This is a genomic window from Gallaecimonas mangrovi, assembly GCF_003367375.1.
Lineage (GTDB): Bacteria > Pseudomonadota > Gammaproteobacteria > Enterobacterales > Gallaecimonadaceae > Gallaecimonas > Gallaecimonas mangrovi.
In genome coordinates this window covers 3,085,085-3,102,466 of sequence record NZ_CP031416.1, presented here as the reverse complement: position 1 = coordinate 3,102,466, position 17,382 = coordinate 3,085,085, and the positions used below count along the sequence as shown (strand labels likewise).

The following is a 17,382-nucleotide window of genomic DNA, read 5'->3' as shown; positions in this document are numbered from 1 at the left end:
GTTGCGAATGTCACTATGATGCCGCCTCAATATGTCACTTTGGTATAGCCCATTAGTCAAAGATGCGGAGCGTGCTAAAATGCGCGCCCGGGTCCAAGGGGTAACAGATGAGCGATTTCGACACACGGTTTGGCGGTATCATCCGACTTTATGGCCAAAAAGGCGCCACCATATTGAAAGATAGCCATATTTTTGTGGCGGGGATCGGTGGTGTTGGTACCTGGGTGGCCGAAGCATTGGCGCGAAGTGGCGTCGGTAGTATTACGCTTGTAGACATGGACGATGTCTGTACCACCAATACCAATCGGCAAATTCATGCCTTAACCACCACGGTTGGCAGGCCTAAAACCGAGGTTATGGCAGAACGTATCCGCTTGATAAATCCTGACTGTCAGGTAACCGCCATCGACGATTTTGTTACCCCCGAAAACGTCGCTGAACTTTTGGCAGTAAATGTCGACTATGTGATTGATGCCACAGATTCTTTAGGCGCCAAGGCGGCGATGATCGCCTATTGCAAACGCAATAAAATCCGCATTATCACCATCGGCGGTGCTGGCGGCCAGGTTGACCCAACCCAGGTGCAGGTGGCCGATTTAACCAAAACCATTCAAGACCCCTTGGCACGTAAGCTAAAAGAGCGGCTACGCCGTTTTTATCATTTCTCGAAAACCCGCAAGTTTGGTGTTGACTGCGTGTTTTCCAGCGAAGCGCTGAAATACCCGCAACCCGACGGTTCGGTGTGCGCTACCAAAAATGCCGAAGGCTCTATGCGCATGGATTGTGCCGCCGGTTTTGGCGCCTCAATGGTAGTAACGGCCACCTTTGGCCTGGTGGCTGTTTCGCGGGTAATTGAAAAGCTGACCGGTGTTAAGGGCTAAGGCGCTGGCGGTGTTTGGCCCACACTGTTACCCCTATTGCTGCCAGCATACAAAATACCCCCAGCACCGTTAATGGCCCCGGCCAGGCTTGGCGTAACATAAAGCCGTAGCAAAGGCCGGTTAGGATCTCAAAAGAGGCCATTGGCCCCATCAGCACCGTTGGTAAGCGCTGGCTGGCGGCATTCCAAAACAAGGTGCCAAGCCAAGAGCAAAGCAGGCCAATCAGCAACATCAAGGGTAGAAAGACCCAAGGCTGTGGCCCAAAAGGCAGGGAAAAGTGCGGCAGCTGATGGTGCAGGTAAAGTGCCACCAACAGATAACCGATAACTGACAGCGGCAAGGTGGCTAGCCCTTGTGCGGTTGCCCAAGCGGATGGCGAGCGCAGCGGGTTGTCTTTTAGCCAGCGGGCATTTTTAAGGGCATACCAGGTCCAGCAAAGCACGGCGCTAATGGCCATGCCGAGCCCCAGTAAATATTGCCCAAAGGAGGGCTTTACGGCGCTGCTGCTAAGCTCTTCGACATTGACCAGCACCAAACCGCTGAGCATGAGCACCGTGGCCATCGCCATTAATGGCCAACTGAGCCGCCCTTCCTTGTGGCGATAAAGCAGGTTGGCGCTGATGGCAATGACCACCGGCAAAGTCCCCACCACCATGGTGGCAATAGGGGCACCGACACGTAATACCGCCCCTGCTACGCCGCAGTAATAAATTAAGTTTCCGACCAGGGCCAGCCACAATGCCTGCCGCCAGTCGCGCCGGCTAAGCAGCGCCAAGGCGCGGCGCTGCTGCCAGGCCAAAGGCAGTGCAATAATGCCAAGCGCCAAGTAACGCCCAACCGATTGCAACATGGCAGGGTAGTCCGGCACCCACAATGGCCCAACAAAAATCAGGCCCCAAACCAAGCCTGCGGCAAGTGCATAACAAATTCCGGCTGCCATCCTGGCCTCAGTAACGGGGTGATAAAAAGTGTGGCGTGTTAATTAACCCAGCTCGCTGTGTATTTCGGCCAGCATCGCATAAAGACCATTATTTCGGCTGGGGCTTAAAAACTGCGCTAAGCCTGCCTTTTCAAATTCGGTGCGGGCATCAATGTGGCGTGCTTCATCAAGGCTTTTGCCCTGGTATAGGCTAAACAGCAACGCCATTAAACCTTTGACGATGCGCGCTTCACTGTCGCCGCTCAGTGCTAGTTGGCCATCAATCATGTCGACCTTCAGCCAGGTTTTGGCTTCACAGCCGTGCACCTCTTGGGCGCCAGTTTTATCGGCAAGCCTAGGGAGCGTGCGAGCCAGACTTAATAAAAAGCGGGTGCGGCCCTCAAAATGCTTTTCGTTGGCAAAGTCGTCAAACAGGCTCATGCCATTTCCTCAAAAAGGGCGATGCCATCGGCCAGGGCAACGAGTAAGGCATCGATTTCGTGCAATGTGTTATAAGGCGCCAAAGCAATGCGTAGCGAACCACTTATACCAAGCAGCGCATGCAGTGGCTGGGTGCAGTGATGGCCAGCGCGTACCGCAATGCCGCGCCCGGCAAGGTAATGGGCCAAATCGCTATGATGCACTGTCGGCACAGAGATTGACACCAAGCTGATACGCGGCCCTTGCCCTAATACCTTGACCGGCAAAGCCGCCAGGCCTGCCAGTAAGTGCGCGCTGAGGCTGGCCTCATAAGCACTGGCATCAAGCTTTGCCAAAAGCTGCGCTGCTGCGCCCAGGCCGATTATCTCGCTAATAGGGCCAGTGCCCGCTTCCAACCGGTGCGGCAGGGCGTTGAAGGTCACCTTGTTAAAGCTGACTTTTTCTATCATTTCGCCACCGCCGATAAAGGGGCTTAGGCGCGACAGCGCATCGAGTTTGCCGCTCAGCACACCTACGCCGGTGGGGCCAAACATCTTGTGACCGGAAAAGGCGTAAAAGTCACAACCAATGGCTTGAATATCCACCTTTAAATGGGCCACCGCCTGGGCGCCATCAATAACGGTTAATGCCCCGGCGGCGCGTGCTTTCGCGCAGATCTCCTGCACCGGGTTAATGGTGCCAAGGGTGTTAGAAACGTGGCAGCAGGCCACCAGTTTGGGCGCTTTAGCAAGCAGCTTGTCAAAGGCGGCCATGTCCAGGGTTCCCTCTGGCGTGAGCGCCAACACATCAAGCACGGCGCCGGTGCGCTTGGCCAATAACTGCCACGGCACTAGGTTGGCGTGGTGCTCCATGGCACTCACCACAATGCGCTCGCCCGGGCTAATGTGGTCAATCAGGCCCCAGGCCACGAGGTTGATAGCAGCGGTGGTGCCGCTGGTAAAAATAACGGCTTCACGGCAAGGCGCATTAATAAAGGCTTGAATGTCATCGCGGCTTTTTTCAACGGCGGCCGTGGCTTGGGCGGCCCAAGGGTGGCTGCCACGATGGACGTTGGCGCGGTAGTGGCGGTAATACTGGTCCATGGCGTCAAGCACGGGCGTGGCGGTTTGGGTACTGGCACCGTTGTCGAGATAAACCTCTGCCTGGTTGAGACAAGGGAACAGGGCGCGAAAAGCAGAGTGCTCAAACATCTTACTGGCCGAATTGCTGACGATGGCCGCATTGTCGGTAAAGCGTGATACGGGCGCAAGTGCGCCCGGGCAGTTAAGGTTTGGCTTTTTGGCCAAAAAGGATGTTTTTACCGGCTTCGGTAACGGTGGCGCGGTTTTGGCTTACCGCTTGTCCTTTGGCATAGGCACGCTGGGTGGCAGGGCGCGCGGCAATGGCTTCATACCAACGTTTTAAGTCGGGAAAGTCATTAAGGTCTTGTTGCTGGCGTTGGTGCGACACAATCCAGGGGTAACAGGCCATATCGGCAATGCTGTAGTTGTCAGCAATAAAGTCCCGGCCAGCAAGGCGCTTATTTAAAACCCCGTATAAGCGGTTGGTTTCGTTAACGTAGCGTTCGATGGCGTAGGGGATTTTTTCAGGGGCATAAACACCAAAATGATGATTTTGCCCAGCCATGGGGCCCAGGCCGCCCACTTGCCAGAATAGCCATTCGTTGACGGTTTTGCGTTGCCGTACATCCGCTGGCCAAAATTGGCCGGTTTTTTCTGCCAAGTATTGCAAGATGGCACCAGACTCAAACACGGTAATGGCTTCACCACCGTCAGCCGGAGCATGGTCAATAATGGCGGGCATACGGTTGTTGGGTGAAAAGGCCAGAAACTCGGGTTTGAATTGATCTCCGGCGCTGATGTCTACCGGCACTATGCGGTATTCCAGGCCAGCTTCTTCAAGAAATAAGGTGATCTTGTGGCCGTTAGGTGTTGGCCAGTAGTAGAAGTCAATCATGAACCACTCCCTTGCGTTGAGCAGTGTCAGTCGGCTTGGCACACCTGGTTGCGACCTTGGCCCTTGGCCTGATAAACCGCCTGATCCGCCCTTTTGATAAGGGTTGCTACATCGATGTCTGAAGGCAGCACCGAGGTAACGCCGACGCTCAAGGTGGCATTAAAGGTCTGTTGTTGTCCAGAGTGAAAGCGGTGCTCACGAAAACGCTGGCAAAGTAATTGTGCCACCTTTACAGCGCCTTCTAGCTCAGTGCCCGGCAGTAATAACAGGAACTCTTCGCCACCAAGGCGGCCTGCTTTATCGATATGGCGAAGTTGCTGGCTAAAAAGCGCTGCCAGATCGCAAAGCACCTGGTCACCAACTTGGTGGCCGTGGCTGTCGTTGATGTTTTTGAAGTGATCCACATCCAGCATCAGCACTGAAAAGGGCGTGCCAAAACGGTGGTACTGCCCCAGCGTTTCCTTAATGCACTGCAGCATATGGCGGCGATTGTATAAGCCGGTCAGTTCATCGGTTACAGACAATATCCTTAGCTGCTCTTCAAGGGCCTTACGCTCGGTAATGTCGGTAAGAATACCGTGCCAGAGTATGGTGCCGTCTTCGAGCTTTTCTGGGGTGGCACTACCTTCAAGCCATTTAATGTTGTCACCTTGCGATACTCGGTATTGGCAGTGCCATTGGCTTAATGAACCGGCGGACACCAACAGCGACTCATTAACGTCTTCGATGTCGTCTGGGTGTATTTTGTTGAAAACCAAATCGATATTGTCGGCTGCTTGTTCTGGGCTTAGCTGATAGATCTCGCGAATGCCTTCGCTGACATAAACGAACCAATGGTTGCCTTGGCGGTCCATGGCAAATTGGTAAATCATCCCCGGAATGTTCTGAGCCAGCTTGTTTAAGCGTTCTTCGGCTTCTTTGGTTTCACTGATATCAATGTGGGTGCCGGTCAGCCAAAGCGGTTTGCCGTCTTCACTGAAACTGGTGACCTGGCCCCTGTCATGCACCCAAACCCAATGGCCGTCTTTATGGCGCATTCGGCAAATATGGGCGTAATAGGGCCTGGTGCCGTCTAGGTGCTGTTGGAGTTTTTGCTCAGAGGCGCGGTAGTCGTCTGGGTGCGTTAAATAGCGGAAGGTGTCTGGGGATATCGGCGACAACTCCGCCAGGGTAAGCCCGAGCATTTGTGCCCAGCGTTCATTGATATAGAGTTTGCCGGTTTGCAGGTTCCATTCCCAAGTTCCGGCGCGAGTGCCACTAATAATGGCCTCTAAACGGCTATTTTGGTCGCGCAGCGCATTTTTGTCGCGAACGCTATTGGTTACCTCTTTTAGTAATACCAACAAGCCCTTAGGACGGCCGCTATCGTTTAAAAGATAACTTAGGTCCAGCTCTAAATGCCGGCTTTGCTGGCCTGCTGTCACTTCAATAGCAAGGCTTTTAACCAACCGCTGGCCAGCGGTGCTGGGGGGTAAAAAGTCGAGTTTAGATAAGGTGTCGCGCAAATCCGGCAGCAGTGCCAGCAGTGATTGGCCTAAATCGGCTTCACCGGCCAGCATGTTGCGGGCAGCGGCGTTGGCAAACATTACCCGACCATCGGCATCGGTCATCAAGATCCCCTCGCTTAGTTGCTCGGCGATTTGAAGTAGTTCTTGAGAACGGGTCAGGTATTCAATTAATGCTTGCACGGGTCTGATATCAAAACGTTATTAGTGAATGGAGCTGTGACTAACTTTCCGTGGCGATTAGGGCCTTGATTGGCGTTAGCGGCCGGTAGTCTGCCGCTGGATTTTTGAGCTGTCTAGTCTGACGTTTTAGCAATTGGTGATATGTATCAAAACGAGAAAAAAATGGCTGTTTTTGGCAATAAAGACGATTTTTTTTTCTCGTTTGTGCTTATGGCTAAGCGCTCAGCCCAATACCGCCGGATTCAGTTGCCAAACACCCAAGGTCAGTACCGAGGCAAACCCCACCCAAGCCAGGTAAGGCAACAGTAAGTAACCCGCTAGGCGGTTAGCCGGTAAAAACAACCTGACGCTGGCTGCAATCAATACCAGTAACAACAATACATCCAGTAACGCCCAAGCCCCCAAATGCCACTTGAAAAAAAGCCAGGACCATAAGGCATTAGCGGCCAGTTGCAGCAAAAAAATAACCAGCCCTAATGGTTTTCGAGCCGCACTGAGCCAATAAAGCCAAAGGGAAAACGCCATCATCAGATATAAAAGCGTCCACACCGGGCCAAAAAGCCAGGCGGGTGGTGCCCAGCTGGGTTGGTTAAGCGCACCGTAGAATGCTTTGGCATCCACCGAGGCGAGAGCGCCTAAGGTACCAACCAGGCACACCAAGGCTAACGAGACGATAAAAGACAGGTTTTTTTGCATCAGAGTCATCGGTCTATCCAGGCTAAGGTAAGACGCTTTACGCAGCAGTGGTCGGTTAAGATCGCTGCTGCGTTGATACCTTTATTTTACGACCAAGGTGCCCCGGTACATGTTCATTTGGCAATGAAAAGGATAGTTGCCGGGTTTAAGTGGGGGCAGTTGCAAAGTAAAGGCCTTATTGATGGGCAGCTCTGCGCTGACGTCAACATCGTCAAACAGCACCCACTGGGCGCAGGCTGAAGCATCTTTGCGCAGAAAGGTCAGTGTGATGGACTCACCGGCCTTTCTGACCGGCTGTTCGGGCTCGTAGACGCCGTCGTTAACGGTAATAAGCTGCTCGTTATCCTTGGCTGCCGGGCGGGCATTGCTGCTTCGCGGCCAGAACCAAAACACCACAAAGACGATAGCCAGCAAACCGATGATGTTGACTAACATATTGGCCTCCTATTGCTTGGCTGAAGTTTTGAAAAAACGCAGGCGGTTAGCATTGCTGACCACGGTAACTGAGGACAGCGCCATAGCCGCCCCTGCCACCACTGGGCTGAACAGCCAGCCGGTCAGTGGGTAGAAAACCCCCGCTGCCAGCGGAATGCCCAAAATGTTGTAAATAAAGGCACCAAACAGGTTCTGCTTGATATTACCGATGGTGGCGCGTGAGATGGCAATGGCATCTTCCACTACTGCCAAGGAGCCGCGAATAAGGGTTAAATCGGCTGATTCCATGGCCACATCGGTACCGCTGCCCATCGCCATACCCACATCGGCAGCGGCAAGCGCCGGAGCGTCGTTAATACCGTCGCCGACCATGGCAACCTTACGGCCTTCGGCTTGCAACCGTTTGACGACCTCGGCTTTTTCATCCGGCATTACTTCAGCGATGACGTTATCTATTCCAAGTTCCTTGGCAACCGCATTGGCTGTTTGCTGGCGGTCGCCCGATAACAGCACCAAGTGCAGGCCTTGGGCTTTTAGCGCGCCAATGGCGGCTTTGCTGTCGGCTTTGAGCGGGTCGGCCACTTCGAACAAGGCCAATAGCTGGCCCTCTTGGGCTAAATAAACAGGCGTTGCTCCCTTGGCCATAATGGCAGCGGCGGGCGCTTTCGCATCGTCAAGGCCGACGTTATGCTCGGCCATTAATTTAGGATTACCCAGCAGCAGCGGTTTATCTGCCAACTGCCCTTGCACGCCTTTGCCAGGCAAGGTGTCGAATGCGTTTAAAGCGGGCGCTTCAACGTCACCTGCCCAATCTAACAAGGCGTTGGCCAAAGGATGTTCTGAACCCTGTTCTAAGGCTTTAACCAGGGGCTTAATGTCTTGGTCTGTAAAGGAAGTAACCGCCACCACCTGCGGCTTGCCTTGGGTGAGGGTGCCGGTTTTATCCAATACCAAGGTGTTGATATGGCTAAGGGTTTGCAGGGCTTCGCCATTACGGATAAGGACGCCTGCTTCGGCGGCTTTGCCCACTCCCACCATGACAGACATCGGTGTGGCAAGACCCAGGGCACAGGGGCAAGCGATGATCAGCACCGAGGTCAGTACCACCAGCATGTGACTGATAGCCGGGGCCGGCCCCAGGTTGTACCAAACCAAGGCTGCAATAAGAGCAATTACCATCACGACCGGTACAAAGACTGCGGCAATGTTGTCCGCCAAGCGGCCAATACTGGGGCGAGAGCCCTGTGCCTTTTTAACCTGCTCAATAATGCGGGCAAGGGCGGTGTCTTTACCCACGCCGGTGGCTTCAAAAACCAAGCTGCCTTTTTCCAGCAAGGTACCGGCCTGCACTTTGCTGCCTTGCGCTTTCTCAACGGGTAGCGGCTCACCGGTTAGCATGCTTTCGTTAACCAGGCCGCTGCCATCAAGGACGGTGCCATCCACCGGAACGGTTTCCCCCGGACGCAGCCGGAGTTTGTCCCCCTGCTGAACGGCGGCCACCGGAATATCAGACTCTTGCTTACCGCGCAGAACCCGCGCCGTTTTTGCTTTCAGATCTAAAAGCCGGCGCAGGGCTAACGAGGTTTTGCCGCGGGCCCGGGCCTCCAGGGCTTGGCCAAGATTGATAAGGCCGATGATCATGACGCTGGCCTCAAAATAAAGGTGCTTGGCTGGGCCGGGAAAGAGCGCTGGAAATAGCAATACCGCGCAGGAATACAGCCAGGCCGCGCCAGTGCCAACGGCAATTAAGGTATCCATATTGGCTTGATGATGGCCAAAGGCTTTGGCGGCGCCGCGATAAAAATGGCCACCGGCCAACACCATTACCGCTAAAGTAACCAGGGCAATAAAACCCCACACCAAGCGGCTGGTTGCACTAGTGGCAGCCATGTCACCACCCAACAGCCCCCAAGCCATTAACGGCACCCCCAGCGCTAAGCCCGCCGCGCATTGCCACCAGAGTTTCTTGAGGTGGGCCTTTTCGGCGGCCTGCTGAGTGTCCAGGTCACTTTCGTCGTCACCAGACAATTCCCGGGCGTCGTAGCCCGCGGCCTGGATGGCGCTTATCAGGGTAGGGGGGTAACGCTGCCTTCAATATGGGCGCTGCGGTCGGCCAGATTGACCTGGGCCTTATCAACTCCCTCTACGCCATCAAGGGCTTTTTCGATGGCACGAACACAACCGGCGCAGCTCACCCCCAGCAGGGCCAGATGAACTTGCTGGGTCATGGTTTACTCCTTAATCAGCTCGGCGTCGAAACCGGCGTCTTCAATGGCTTTGATGATGGTGGCGCTGTCAGCATCGCCTTCAACGGTCGCTTGGTGGTCGTCAAGGCTGACGTTGTAGCTGCTAACACCTGCCACTTTATCCAAGGCACCTTGAACGGCATTAACGCAGCCGCCACAACTGATGGACGGCAGAGCAATGGCAATTGACTTAGACATAATTAACTCTCCTTTTGTGACTTTGGTTGCCACCCTAAACCCTGGAGTTACTTCAAGGTCAAGCCTTTAGTCTTTGGGTAAGTTACTGAAAAGAAAAAAGGCCCCTTGGAGCCTTTATCAGAAGTGGTACTTCACAATGAGGTTGGTGACGTTCTGGGTGGTTCTAAAGTCTTGGCTGTTAGCAATACCGTATTTGTTCTGCCAGTAATCATACTCAATGCCCACCAACAGCTTGTTTTTACCGATGTTAAGCGCCGGGCCTAAGTCATATTTGATTTGCGGATTAATGTGCAGGTTATGGCGATAGGTTTTGTCGTTGTTGACCACCCAGTCGATGTAACCATCAACAATGATTTGGCTATCACCCACCGGGAAGCTGACCTTCCAGGCTGGGGTGATTTGATAGGTGGTGCTATCACGGTCGCCGCGGGGCAGGCGTTTATAAAAATTGAGCTGAAAGTAGTCAAAGCCGGGTAGGGTCAGGTCAAAACCCGGGCCGAGCAGCAGGGTATTAACGTCACCTTCGCCAAACTCATAGGTGCTGGCGAGCAGCACATCGCTAACAATACCAAAAGCAACATCCTTGCCGGTGAGCTTGCTGGCGCTCAGACGCGGGCTAAATTCGCCGTAATAGCTGGTGTTGTCGTCATGAAAGCCGCCGCGCTGGCCGTTGAAGCGATAACCGTCGGTGAAGAAGAAAATATCCCCCCAATTCCAACCTGAAGCGTGTTCAAAAGTCAGGGTCTGCTGGGTACCGGCATCAACGGTAAAATGTTGGGCATACAAGTAGGTCAGGCTGTTGTCTTGCCATTGCATACCGGGAACGGCGGCAAAGACCGCAGGGCTGGCAATCAGGCCGGCCAAAAGAAGTGAGCGCATTGGGTGTCCCTCGAAAAAAGTGGCGCACAGTCTATGTATTGTTGTTAAAAAGGCAATCGCTTTCCTGGCGTTGTAAGGGTAGTTGTAAATAGGTTGCTGGTTTATTGGCATTTTTTATTTTGAGACCTGCTGCCAGGCCGTTTGCCGCTAGTACCGGTAACCATTTAGCGCATATCACTGCCGCTTAGCGTCGGTAAAAGCCATTTACGCTTAACGAGACTTGCCGACAGCTAACGTCGGCGTAAACTGTTCGCCATTCACGCGTACCCCTATTAAAAGCAAGGTCTTAGCCGAGCCCTTCGGTATTGGCCTGCAACAAGAATCGCAAAATGGAGATTTTCATGGTCGAACAGCGTTGTCGTCTGCCGGGTTGGCAGGATTTGGTTATGTCTGCAGAACAAGCCGCCGAAATTATTCAAGACGGCATGATAGTGGGTATGAGTGGCTTTACCCGTGCCGGCGAAGCCAAGGCTGTTCCTCTGGCGCTGGCTAATCGCGCCCACCAAACCCCTTTCTCGATCACGCTGATGACCGGCGCTTCATTAGGTAACGACCTTGACGCCAAACTGACCGACGCCAAAGTGCTGGCCCGGCGCATGCCCTTTCAGGTAGATAACACCCTGCGTAAGGCCATTAATGCTGGCGAAGTCATGTTTATCGACCAGCATTTATCTGAAACAGTAGAGCTGCTGCGTAATAAGCAGTTGGGGCATATGGATGTGGCCGTCATTGAGGCCTGTGCCATCACCGAAGAAGGCGGCATTGTGCCCACCACCTCGGTGGGTAACTCGGCCAGTTACGCCATTTTGGCCGACAAGGTCATCGTTGAGCTTAACCTGGCAAGCCCGGCGGGCCTTGAAGGCCTGCACGACATTTACATTCCGCAAATGCGCCCCCACCGCCAACCTATTCCGGTGGTTGCCGCCGACAGCCGCATTGGTACGCCTTACATTCCTATCGACCCGAAGAAGATTGCCGCCATTGTGGTGACTGAAGGGAAAGACAGCCCATCGAATGTGTTGCCTGCCGACGACGAAACCAAAGCCATTGCCGACCATCTTATTCAATTTTTTGAGCAAGAAATTGCCGCAGGCCGCTTAACCAACAGCTTGCTGCCACTGCAAGCGGGCATTGGCACCATGGCCAACGCGGTGATGGAAGGGCTGATTAATGGGCCTTTTGAAAAGCTGACCATGTATTCGGAAGTGCTGCAGGACTCAACTTTCGATTTGCTGGATTCGGGCAAGCTGACTTTCGCTTCAGGCTCCAGTATTACCTTATCGCCCAAGCGTAACGACCAGGTGATGACTGAGCTGGATAAATACCGCAACCGCCTAATTTTGCGCCCTCAAGAGCTGTCTAACCACCCCGGAATTGTGCGCCGTTTGGGGATCATTGCTATCAATACCGCCCTTGAGGCCGATATCTATGGCAACGTTAATTCCACCCACGTTTGCGGCACCCGCATGATGAACGGTATTGGTGGCTCTGGCGATTTTGCCCGTAATAGCCAGTTGTCGGTGTTTATTACCAAATCCATTGCCAAAGAGGGCGATATTTCCAGCTTCGTGCCTTTTGTTAGCCACGTTGACCACACCGAGCATGACGTTGATATTTTGGTTTCTGAGCAAGGCCTGGCTGACCTTCGCGGCTTGGCGCCAAGAGAGCGGGCCAGAGTGATTATTGATAACTGCGTAGCCCCCCTTTACCGGCCGGCGCTTAATCGCTACTTCGAGCAAGCTTGCCAGCGTGGTGGCCATACGCCGCATTGCCTGGAAAAGGCACTGTCTTGGCATCAATTACTTAATACCGAAGGCAACATGCGCCGTGTGCTTGAACAATAAAAAGGGCGCCGCAAGGCGCTTTTTTTATGCTTGCATCATTAACAGCAACCGCTAGAATGCAATAACACTGTTTTTATATACAGGTTTTGTGTGCGTAAGATCATTCATGTCGACATGGACTGCTTTTATGCCGCGGTGGAGATGCGGGATAACCCGGCGCTTAAATCGGTACCGCTGGCGATTGGCGGCAGCCGCGAGCGCCGTGGGGTGATCTCTACCTGTAATTATGAAGCGCGAAAATTTGGTGTGCGTTCGGCCATGAGCACCCATAAGGCCCAGCAACTTTGCCCAAATTTGGTGTTATTACCCGGGCGAATGGGCCTGTATAAGGCAGTGAGTCAGCAAATTCGCGCCATTTTTGAACGCTATAGCCAGCTTATTGAACCGTTGTCACTAGACGAAGCCTATCTGGATGTTACCGACAGCCCGCATTTTAAGGGCTCGGCGTCCTTGATTGCAGAGGCTATTCGCGCTGACATTCGCCGCGAGCTGAATTTAACGGCGTCGGCAGGTGTCGCCCCCAATAAATTTCTCGCCAAAATTGCCTCTGAAGAAAACAAACCCGACGGCCTTTTTGTTTTAACACCGGCTGCGGTGCCGGACTTTGTGAAAACCCTTTCCTTACGCAAAATTCCCGGTGTGGGCCCCGCTACCGATGCTAGGCTTAGCGCCCTTGGCCTTAAAACCTGCTTGGATATTCAAAACTGTGACCGGCAATGGTTTGAAATGCAGTTCGGTAAATTTGGCAAAGTGCTTTATGAAAGGGCCTTTGGCATTGATGAGCGGGAGATCAGTGTTAGCCGCGAGCGTAAATCGGTTGGGGTAGAAACCACCTTGCCAGAAGATTTAGAAACCCTAAGTGCAGTACGCGGCGTGGCCGAAACCTTGCTGCCGGAGCTTAAACGGCGGCTTGGCGATCGCGCTATTGGCAAAGTGGGGGTCAAACTAAAATTCAGTGATTTCACCCAAACCACCATGGAACATGTTAGCGCCGAATTAGACACCGAACTGTTTGAGGTTTTATTGGCAAGTGCATACCAGCGTGGCCAAAGCCGCGGCGTGCGCTTGGTTGGTCTTTTTGTGGGTTTAAGTGCCCCTAACCAAAGCCAGCAGCTTAAATTACCCTTCTCTACTGCTAACTAACACTTTGTTTTCCTTAGTCTGCTATTGCCAGCCGCTGCTGTTTTCTTATAATTGAGAACAATTATTATTTGGAGGCCGGTATGTTGGCTGTAGTCACCATGCTACTGATGTGGTTTGCCTGGCGCTGGCGGCAGTATTTTTGGAGCATTGTTACCCTAGTTACGCTGTTGGTGCTGGTTTGTGCCTGGGCCTTTGCTGACACGGCGCAATGGGTGATTGCCCTCAGTGGGGCCATGACCGGGTTGGTATTGTGGCCTGTGGTACTGCCTAGGAGAGCATTGTGACGCTGCGTCTGCTGCTGAGCCTTGCCATCGGTGGGCTGCTGAGCCTGTCATTATCGCTTAACTGGTTCTTGCTGATGCCCATCAGCAGTGGCAGCAGATTGGCCGGCATTTTATTGGCCGCCATTCCTATTTGGGCTTTGGTTGCCATGTTTATGCTGTGTGACGGACGCAAACTTGTGCGCTCGGCGCTGTCTTGGTCTGCGGCATTGGTGTTGTCGTTAGCGGTAAATGGGGTGTTTTGGTGAGTTTTGCGCGCCGTTATTGGACCCAGGTACATAATTGGGTCGGAGTTGTTATCACGCCACCGCTGGCGGTGATTGTATTTACCGGTATTGTATTGTTTTTTCACGACGCCCTAAGTCACTGGGAATTTGACCGGCCCCACACCGTTACCTTGGGCCAGGCGATGGACAAGGTCGCCCATAACCTCGAACAACAAGGCAGCTTAAAGCCGGGGGCGGTATTGGCCTTTTACCCCAATGCCAGTGGCGGCTTTCCTCTTTATTATTTTGGTAGCAAAAGCTTTGACGCCATGTTGAGCGACGGCACCGTGGTTCACAAAGTGCTCAGCGGCAGTGCTAACCGTACCCTTTTAAATATTCACTACAGCCTGTCACTGCCGCTGGGTATCTATATTGCCGGGTTTATCTCCATCTTAATGTTGGTATTGTTGATTAACGGCATGGTGGTGCACTGGCCCAACCTGAAGCGGCAATTTCAGCAATTTAGGGGCGATTCGGTTAAAGATAAATGGCTGGATCTGCATAAGCTGGTGGGTTTGGCGACACTGCCGTATCTGTTGATGTATGCCTTAACTGGCGCCGTTTTTTGCCTGATTAGCATCTACCAGGGCCTGTTATTGGCAGGGCCCTATCATCATGACCGCACGGCCCTGATGAACGAACTGGGTTTTACCCAAAATCCCCCGGCAAGCGGTAAAGCTGCTGCGCAATTAGCGCCATCGGCGTTGCTGGCGCAAAGCCAAAAGTTACTCGAGGCTCAGCCCTACACCTTAACGATTGGCCCCTGGAAAGATGCCGCTGAAAAAGTGATAGCCAGTGCACCGCGTGGCCAGCAACTGATTGAAGCCAAAGAAGTCAGCTTTAGCCCGGGCAGCGATCAGGCGGTAGCCGTGGTGGAACAGGCCAACATGCCGGCGGCGCGTTATATCTACAGTGGCTTTTCGGCGCTCCATTACGGCAGTTTTGGTGGCCTGACGATTATTTTGCTGTTTAGCGTACTGGGCATTGCCTTAATGGCCATGCTGTTTGCCGGGGCACTTAGAGCCAACAACAAGCTTAAAGCCGGAACCTGGCTTTATCGCTATAACCGCCAGTGCCTGGTGATGGCGGGCAGCTTACCTTTTGCCACCTTGCTGGTGCTGCTGGCCGCGCGCTATCTCCCGATGGATGCCGGTATCCGTTTTTGGGTATTTCCCTGGTTGTTTTGGGTTGCCACCTTGGCACCGGTGCTGTGGCCTATGGCTAAAGGCGTTGGCCGTCGCCGTGTGGCCAGGCTTTGGTGGTGCAGCGGCGCCTTGGCGCTGTTATGCCTTGTCTCATTGCTAAAAGGCGACATTAGTGACCAATTTTCCTGGCTGATAGGGCTGGCCTTTGGCACTGTTATTTTGGTGTTGGGTGCGCTCCGGTTGAGTGGTCGCCGCTGGTTGGTGCCCTTGGGACAATAAATTGACACTGAACCAAGGCCTGCTGTTACTCACTGGCCTTGGTTTGCCATGGTGTGCTGACCTAGAATGGCGACAATGTCATCTACAGGAAGCTGTTATGGCCTTTGCCAAACCACAACGTGAAACCGAGTTAAACACTGCCCTTCAGAGCAGTGACTACGACGCCCTCATTCTTGTCCACGGTGCTAATGCCGCCCTTGAGTCTCCCCTGGCAGACATCGTCGCCAACTATCAACGCTTGGACGCCCGTTTTGAAAGCGGCTGTTTGTTGCTGGCCGCCGATGCCGTACCGGGAAAACGCCTTATTGCGTCAGCAACTGGCTCTTTAGGCCGCGATTACGACGATGTTCGCCGCTTTTATGAAGCCGGTAAAAAGGCCGCCATTGTTGCCCGTGAGGCAGGAAGTAAGGCGCCGCTGTTGATGGTTGCCGGGGTGCCGGAACAACCCCGTTACCAGCAAGCCGAACTGGTGACCTTGCTGGGCTTTTGGCACGCACTCTGGCAACCGCTGGAAGCGCGCGAGTCCTTAACCGAAGACGCCATTGAGCCTGTAACGCGAGTCGGTGTGTTATCTGACAAGTTAGATCTTGATGCGGCAATGGCCATTGAAGCAGGCCGGCGCGCCGGTCGCGACCTTTGTGGCACTAACCCCGAACGTATGGCGCCGCTTAAATTTGCCGAGCACTGCGAAAGGCTTTTTGCCGGTAGCTCGGTCAAGGTTTCGGTGCTGCGTGACACCGACACTTTGAATCGGGATTATCCGTTACTGATGGCGGTGGCCCGTGCCAGCCAGGCGGTTGATAGGCACGTCCCTTGCGTGATCCGCCTTGAATACCAAGGTGAAGGGGACATTGAAAAAACGCTGCTCTTTGCCGGTAAAGGGGTGACTTACGATACCGGCGGCGCTGACTTAAAAGTCGGTGGCCACATGGCAGGGATGAGCCGTGATAAAGGTGGCGCTGCCGCGGTGGCGGGCTTTATGAAAGCGCTAGCCGAGCTTAAACCCAAGGGTATTAAAGCCGTGGCTGAGATTGGCGCGGTGCGAAATTCCATTGGCGCCGACAGCTTTGTTGCCGATGAAATTATCAACAGCCACGCCGGTGTGCGGGTGCGTATCGGTAATACCGATGCCGAAGGGCGCTTGGTTCTGGCCGATTTGTTGTCACACCTTCGCCAAGATGCGCTGGCGGCGGTAGAGCCCGAAATTTTCTCCATTGCCACCCTTACCGGCCATGCCGCCCGCGCCCTTGGGCCTTACACTGCGGCAGTAGAAAATGGCCCAGCTCGGTTATTAAAAACCGGCCTGACACTGTCGACCCTTGGCGACCTTTATGGGGACCCGGCTGATATTTCCCGCGTACGGCCAGAAGATTACGCCTTTATTGCGCCTCGTACCCGTGCTGACGATGTGCTCAGTTGTAATAATGCGGGTTCTTCGGTTACGGCCCGTGGCCATCAGTTCCCCATGGCGTTTTTAGATATCGCCTCGGGTTTAAGCCAACATGGCCTTGATAGCAGCCAGCCGCTGCCCTTTACCCACCTTGATATTGCCGGTTCTGGCATTGATGGTGGTGACTGGCAGCACGGCACACCTTCTGCTGCACCCATTATTACCCTGGTTGCCAGTTACCTGCTTTAACGTAAAGGAAAGCCCACTGTTGCAAGTGGGCTTTTTTTGCGCTCTTTATGTAATTAAATTACTTTACGTGCGCGTAAATACACCTATATTTAAATTTAACCCTTGTTTTGTTGTAATAAAACTACATTTTAGCTATACTGCTTTCGAGGTTGAATAAAGCCTCCTCGAGCTGACCCCATGGATTGGGGGGTAAGTATCTCCACGGAACCGAGATCAGGCGCCCACAAGGGCACTGCCGAGAAGCCTGTGAACGAATGAGAGGAGTAATAGAGATGAAAATAGTGATTCCTTTTGCTAACCAAGGCATCTTCCCGCCGGCTAAACAACAACAGCAAAGTTTGCGGCTGGTGTTGTACCCCACGCAGTGGTCTAAGCCTGCGAAAAAAAATTAAAAAAATAATCCTGTCTTGAGTCAGACAAAAGGGGCCTTAAAGGCCCTTTTTTAT

Annotated in this window: 15 protein-coding genes and 1 pseudogene; 7 read left to right on the top strand and 9 right to left on the bottom strand. The window is 53.5% G+C overall.

What is annotated here, in order from left to right:
• The first annotated feature begins 107 nt into the window (after positions 1–107).
• On the top strand, positions 108–881 hold the full coding sequence (gene tcdA, locus DW350_RS14845; RefSeq protein ID WP_115719682.1) for a tRNA cyclic N6-threonylcarbamoyladenosine(37) synthase TcdA: 774 nt from the start codon (positions 108–110) through the stop codon (positions 879–881).
• On the opposite strand, the gene DW350_RS14840 is transcribed toward tcdA, so the two are convergent.
• The 9 genes and pseudogenes from DW350_RS14840 to DW350_RS14795 form a co-directional block, all read right to left on the bottom strand.
• Positions 871–1,821 carry a DMT family transporter gene (locus DW350_RS14840; RefSeq protein WP_115719681.1) on the bottom strand — a complete coding sequence of 317 codons (951 nt, stop codon included), beginning with the start codon at positions 1,819–1,821 and terminating at the stop codon, positions 871–873. The genes tcdA and DW350_RS14840 overlap by 11 nt on opposite strands.
• A 42-nt stretch (positions 1,822–1,863) precedes the next feature.
• Positions 1,864–2,241 carry a SufE family protein gene (locus tag DW350_RS14835; RefSeq protein WP_115719680.1) on the bottom strand — a complete coding sequence of 126 codons (378 nt, stop codon included), beginning with the start codon at positions 2,239–2,241 and terminating at the stop codon, positions 1,864–1,866.
• Complete coding sequence (locus tag DW350_RS14830; protein ID WP_115720653.1) at positions 2,238–3,431, bottom strand: aminotransferase class V-fold PLP-dependent enzyme; 1,194 nt, start codon at positions 3,429–3,431, stop codon at positions 2,238–2,240. Before DW350_RS14830 ends, DW350_RS14835 begins: the two co-directional genes overlap by 4 nt.
• 73 nt (positions 3,432–3,504) lie before the next feature.
• Complete coding sequence (locus DW350_RS14825) at positions 3,505–4,197, bottom strand: glutathione binding-like protein (protein WP_115719679.1); 693 nt, start codon at positions 4,195–4,197, stop codon at positions 3,505–3,507.
• A 26-nt stretch (positions 4,198–4,223) separates the two neighbouring features.
• Positions 4,224–5,885 carry a sensor domain-containing diguanylate cyclase gene (locus tag DW350_RS14820; RefSeq protein ID WP_152032991.1) on the bottom strand — a complete coding sequence of 554 codons (1,662 nt, stop codon included), beginning with the start codon at positions 5,883–5,885 and terminating at the stop codon, positions 4,224–4,226.
• A 222-nt stretch (positions 5,886–6,107) separates the two neighbouring features.
• Complete coding sequence (locus DW350_RS14815; RefSeq protein WP_115719677.1) at positions 6,108–6,590, bottom strand: TspO/MBR family protein; 483 nt, start codon at positions 6,588–6,590, stop codon at positions 6,108–6,110.
• A gap of 72 nt (positions 6,591–6,662) precedes the next feature.
• A complete protein-coding gene (locus DW350_RS14810) occupies positions 6,663–7,016 on the bottom strand; it encodes a cupredoxin domain-containing protein (protein WP_115719676.1) in 354 nt (117 codons plus the stop codon).
• Between the two features lie 9 nt (positions 7,017–7,025).
• A pseudogene (locus DW350_RS14805) lies at positions 7,026–9,460 on the bottom strand (copper-translocating P-type ATPase).
• 117 nt (positions 9,461–9,577) lie between these two features.
• Positions 9,578–10,339: an outer membrane protein OmpK gene (locus DW350_RS14795; RefSeq protein WP_115719674.1), complete on the bottom strand. Its 762-nt coding sequence runs from the start codon at positions 10,337–10,339 to the stop codon at positions 9,578–9,580.
• A 341-nt stretch (positions 10,340–10,680) separates the two neighbouring features.
• On the opposite strand from DW350_RS14795, the gene scpC reads away from it, so the two are divergent.
• The 6 genes from scpC (at position 10,681) to DW350_RS14765 (ending at position 16,936) form a co-directional block, all read left to right on the top strand.
• On the top strand, positions 10,681–12,183 hold the full coding sequence (scpC, locus tag DW350_RS14790) for a succinyl-CoA:acetate CoA-transferase ScpC (protein ID WP_115719673.1): 1,503 nt from the start codon (positions 10,681–10,683) through the stop codon (positions 12,181–12,183).
• A gap of 90 nt (positions 12,184–12,273) precedes the next feature.
• Positions 12,274–13,326, top strand: a complete 1,053-nt coding sequence (gene dinB, locus DW350_RS14785) for a DNA polymerase IV (protein WP_115719672.1) — start codon at positions 12,274–12,276, stop codon at positions 13,324–13,326.
• An 80-nt stretch (positions 13,327–13,406) separates the two neighbouring features.
• Entirely contained in the window at positions 13,407–13,610 is a 204-nt protein-coding gene (locus tag DW350_RS14780) for a hypothetical protein (protein ID WP_115719671.1), read from the top strand.
• Positions 13,607–13,855 (top strand): hypothetical protein, encoded by a 249-nt coding sequence (locus tag DW350_RS14775; protein WP_115719670.1) that lies wholly within the window; start codon positions 13,607–13,609, stop codon positions 13,853–13,855. Before DW350_RS14780 ends, DW350_RS14775 begins: the two co-directional genes overlap by 4 nt.
• Positions 13,852–15,297, top strand: coding sequence for a PepSY-associated TM helix domain-containing protein (locus DW350_RS14770; RefSeq protein ID WP_192954699.1), 1,446 nt, complete (start codon positions 13,852–13,854; stop codon positions 15,295–15,297). Before DW350_RS14775 ends, DW350_RS14770 begins: the two co-directional genes overlap by 4 nt.
• A 97-nt stretch (positions 15,298–15,394) precedes the next feature.
• Positions 15,395–16,936 carry a M17 family metallopeptidase gene (locus DW350_RS14765; RefSeq protein WP_115719668.1) on the top strand — a complete coding sequence of 514 codons (1,542 nt, stop codon included), beginning with the start codon at positions 15,395–15,397 and terminating at the stop codon, positions 16,934–16,936.
• Positions 16,937–17,382 lie beyond the last annotated feature (446 nt).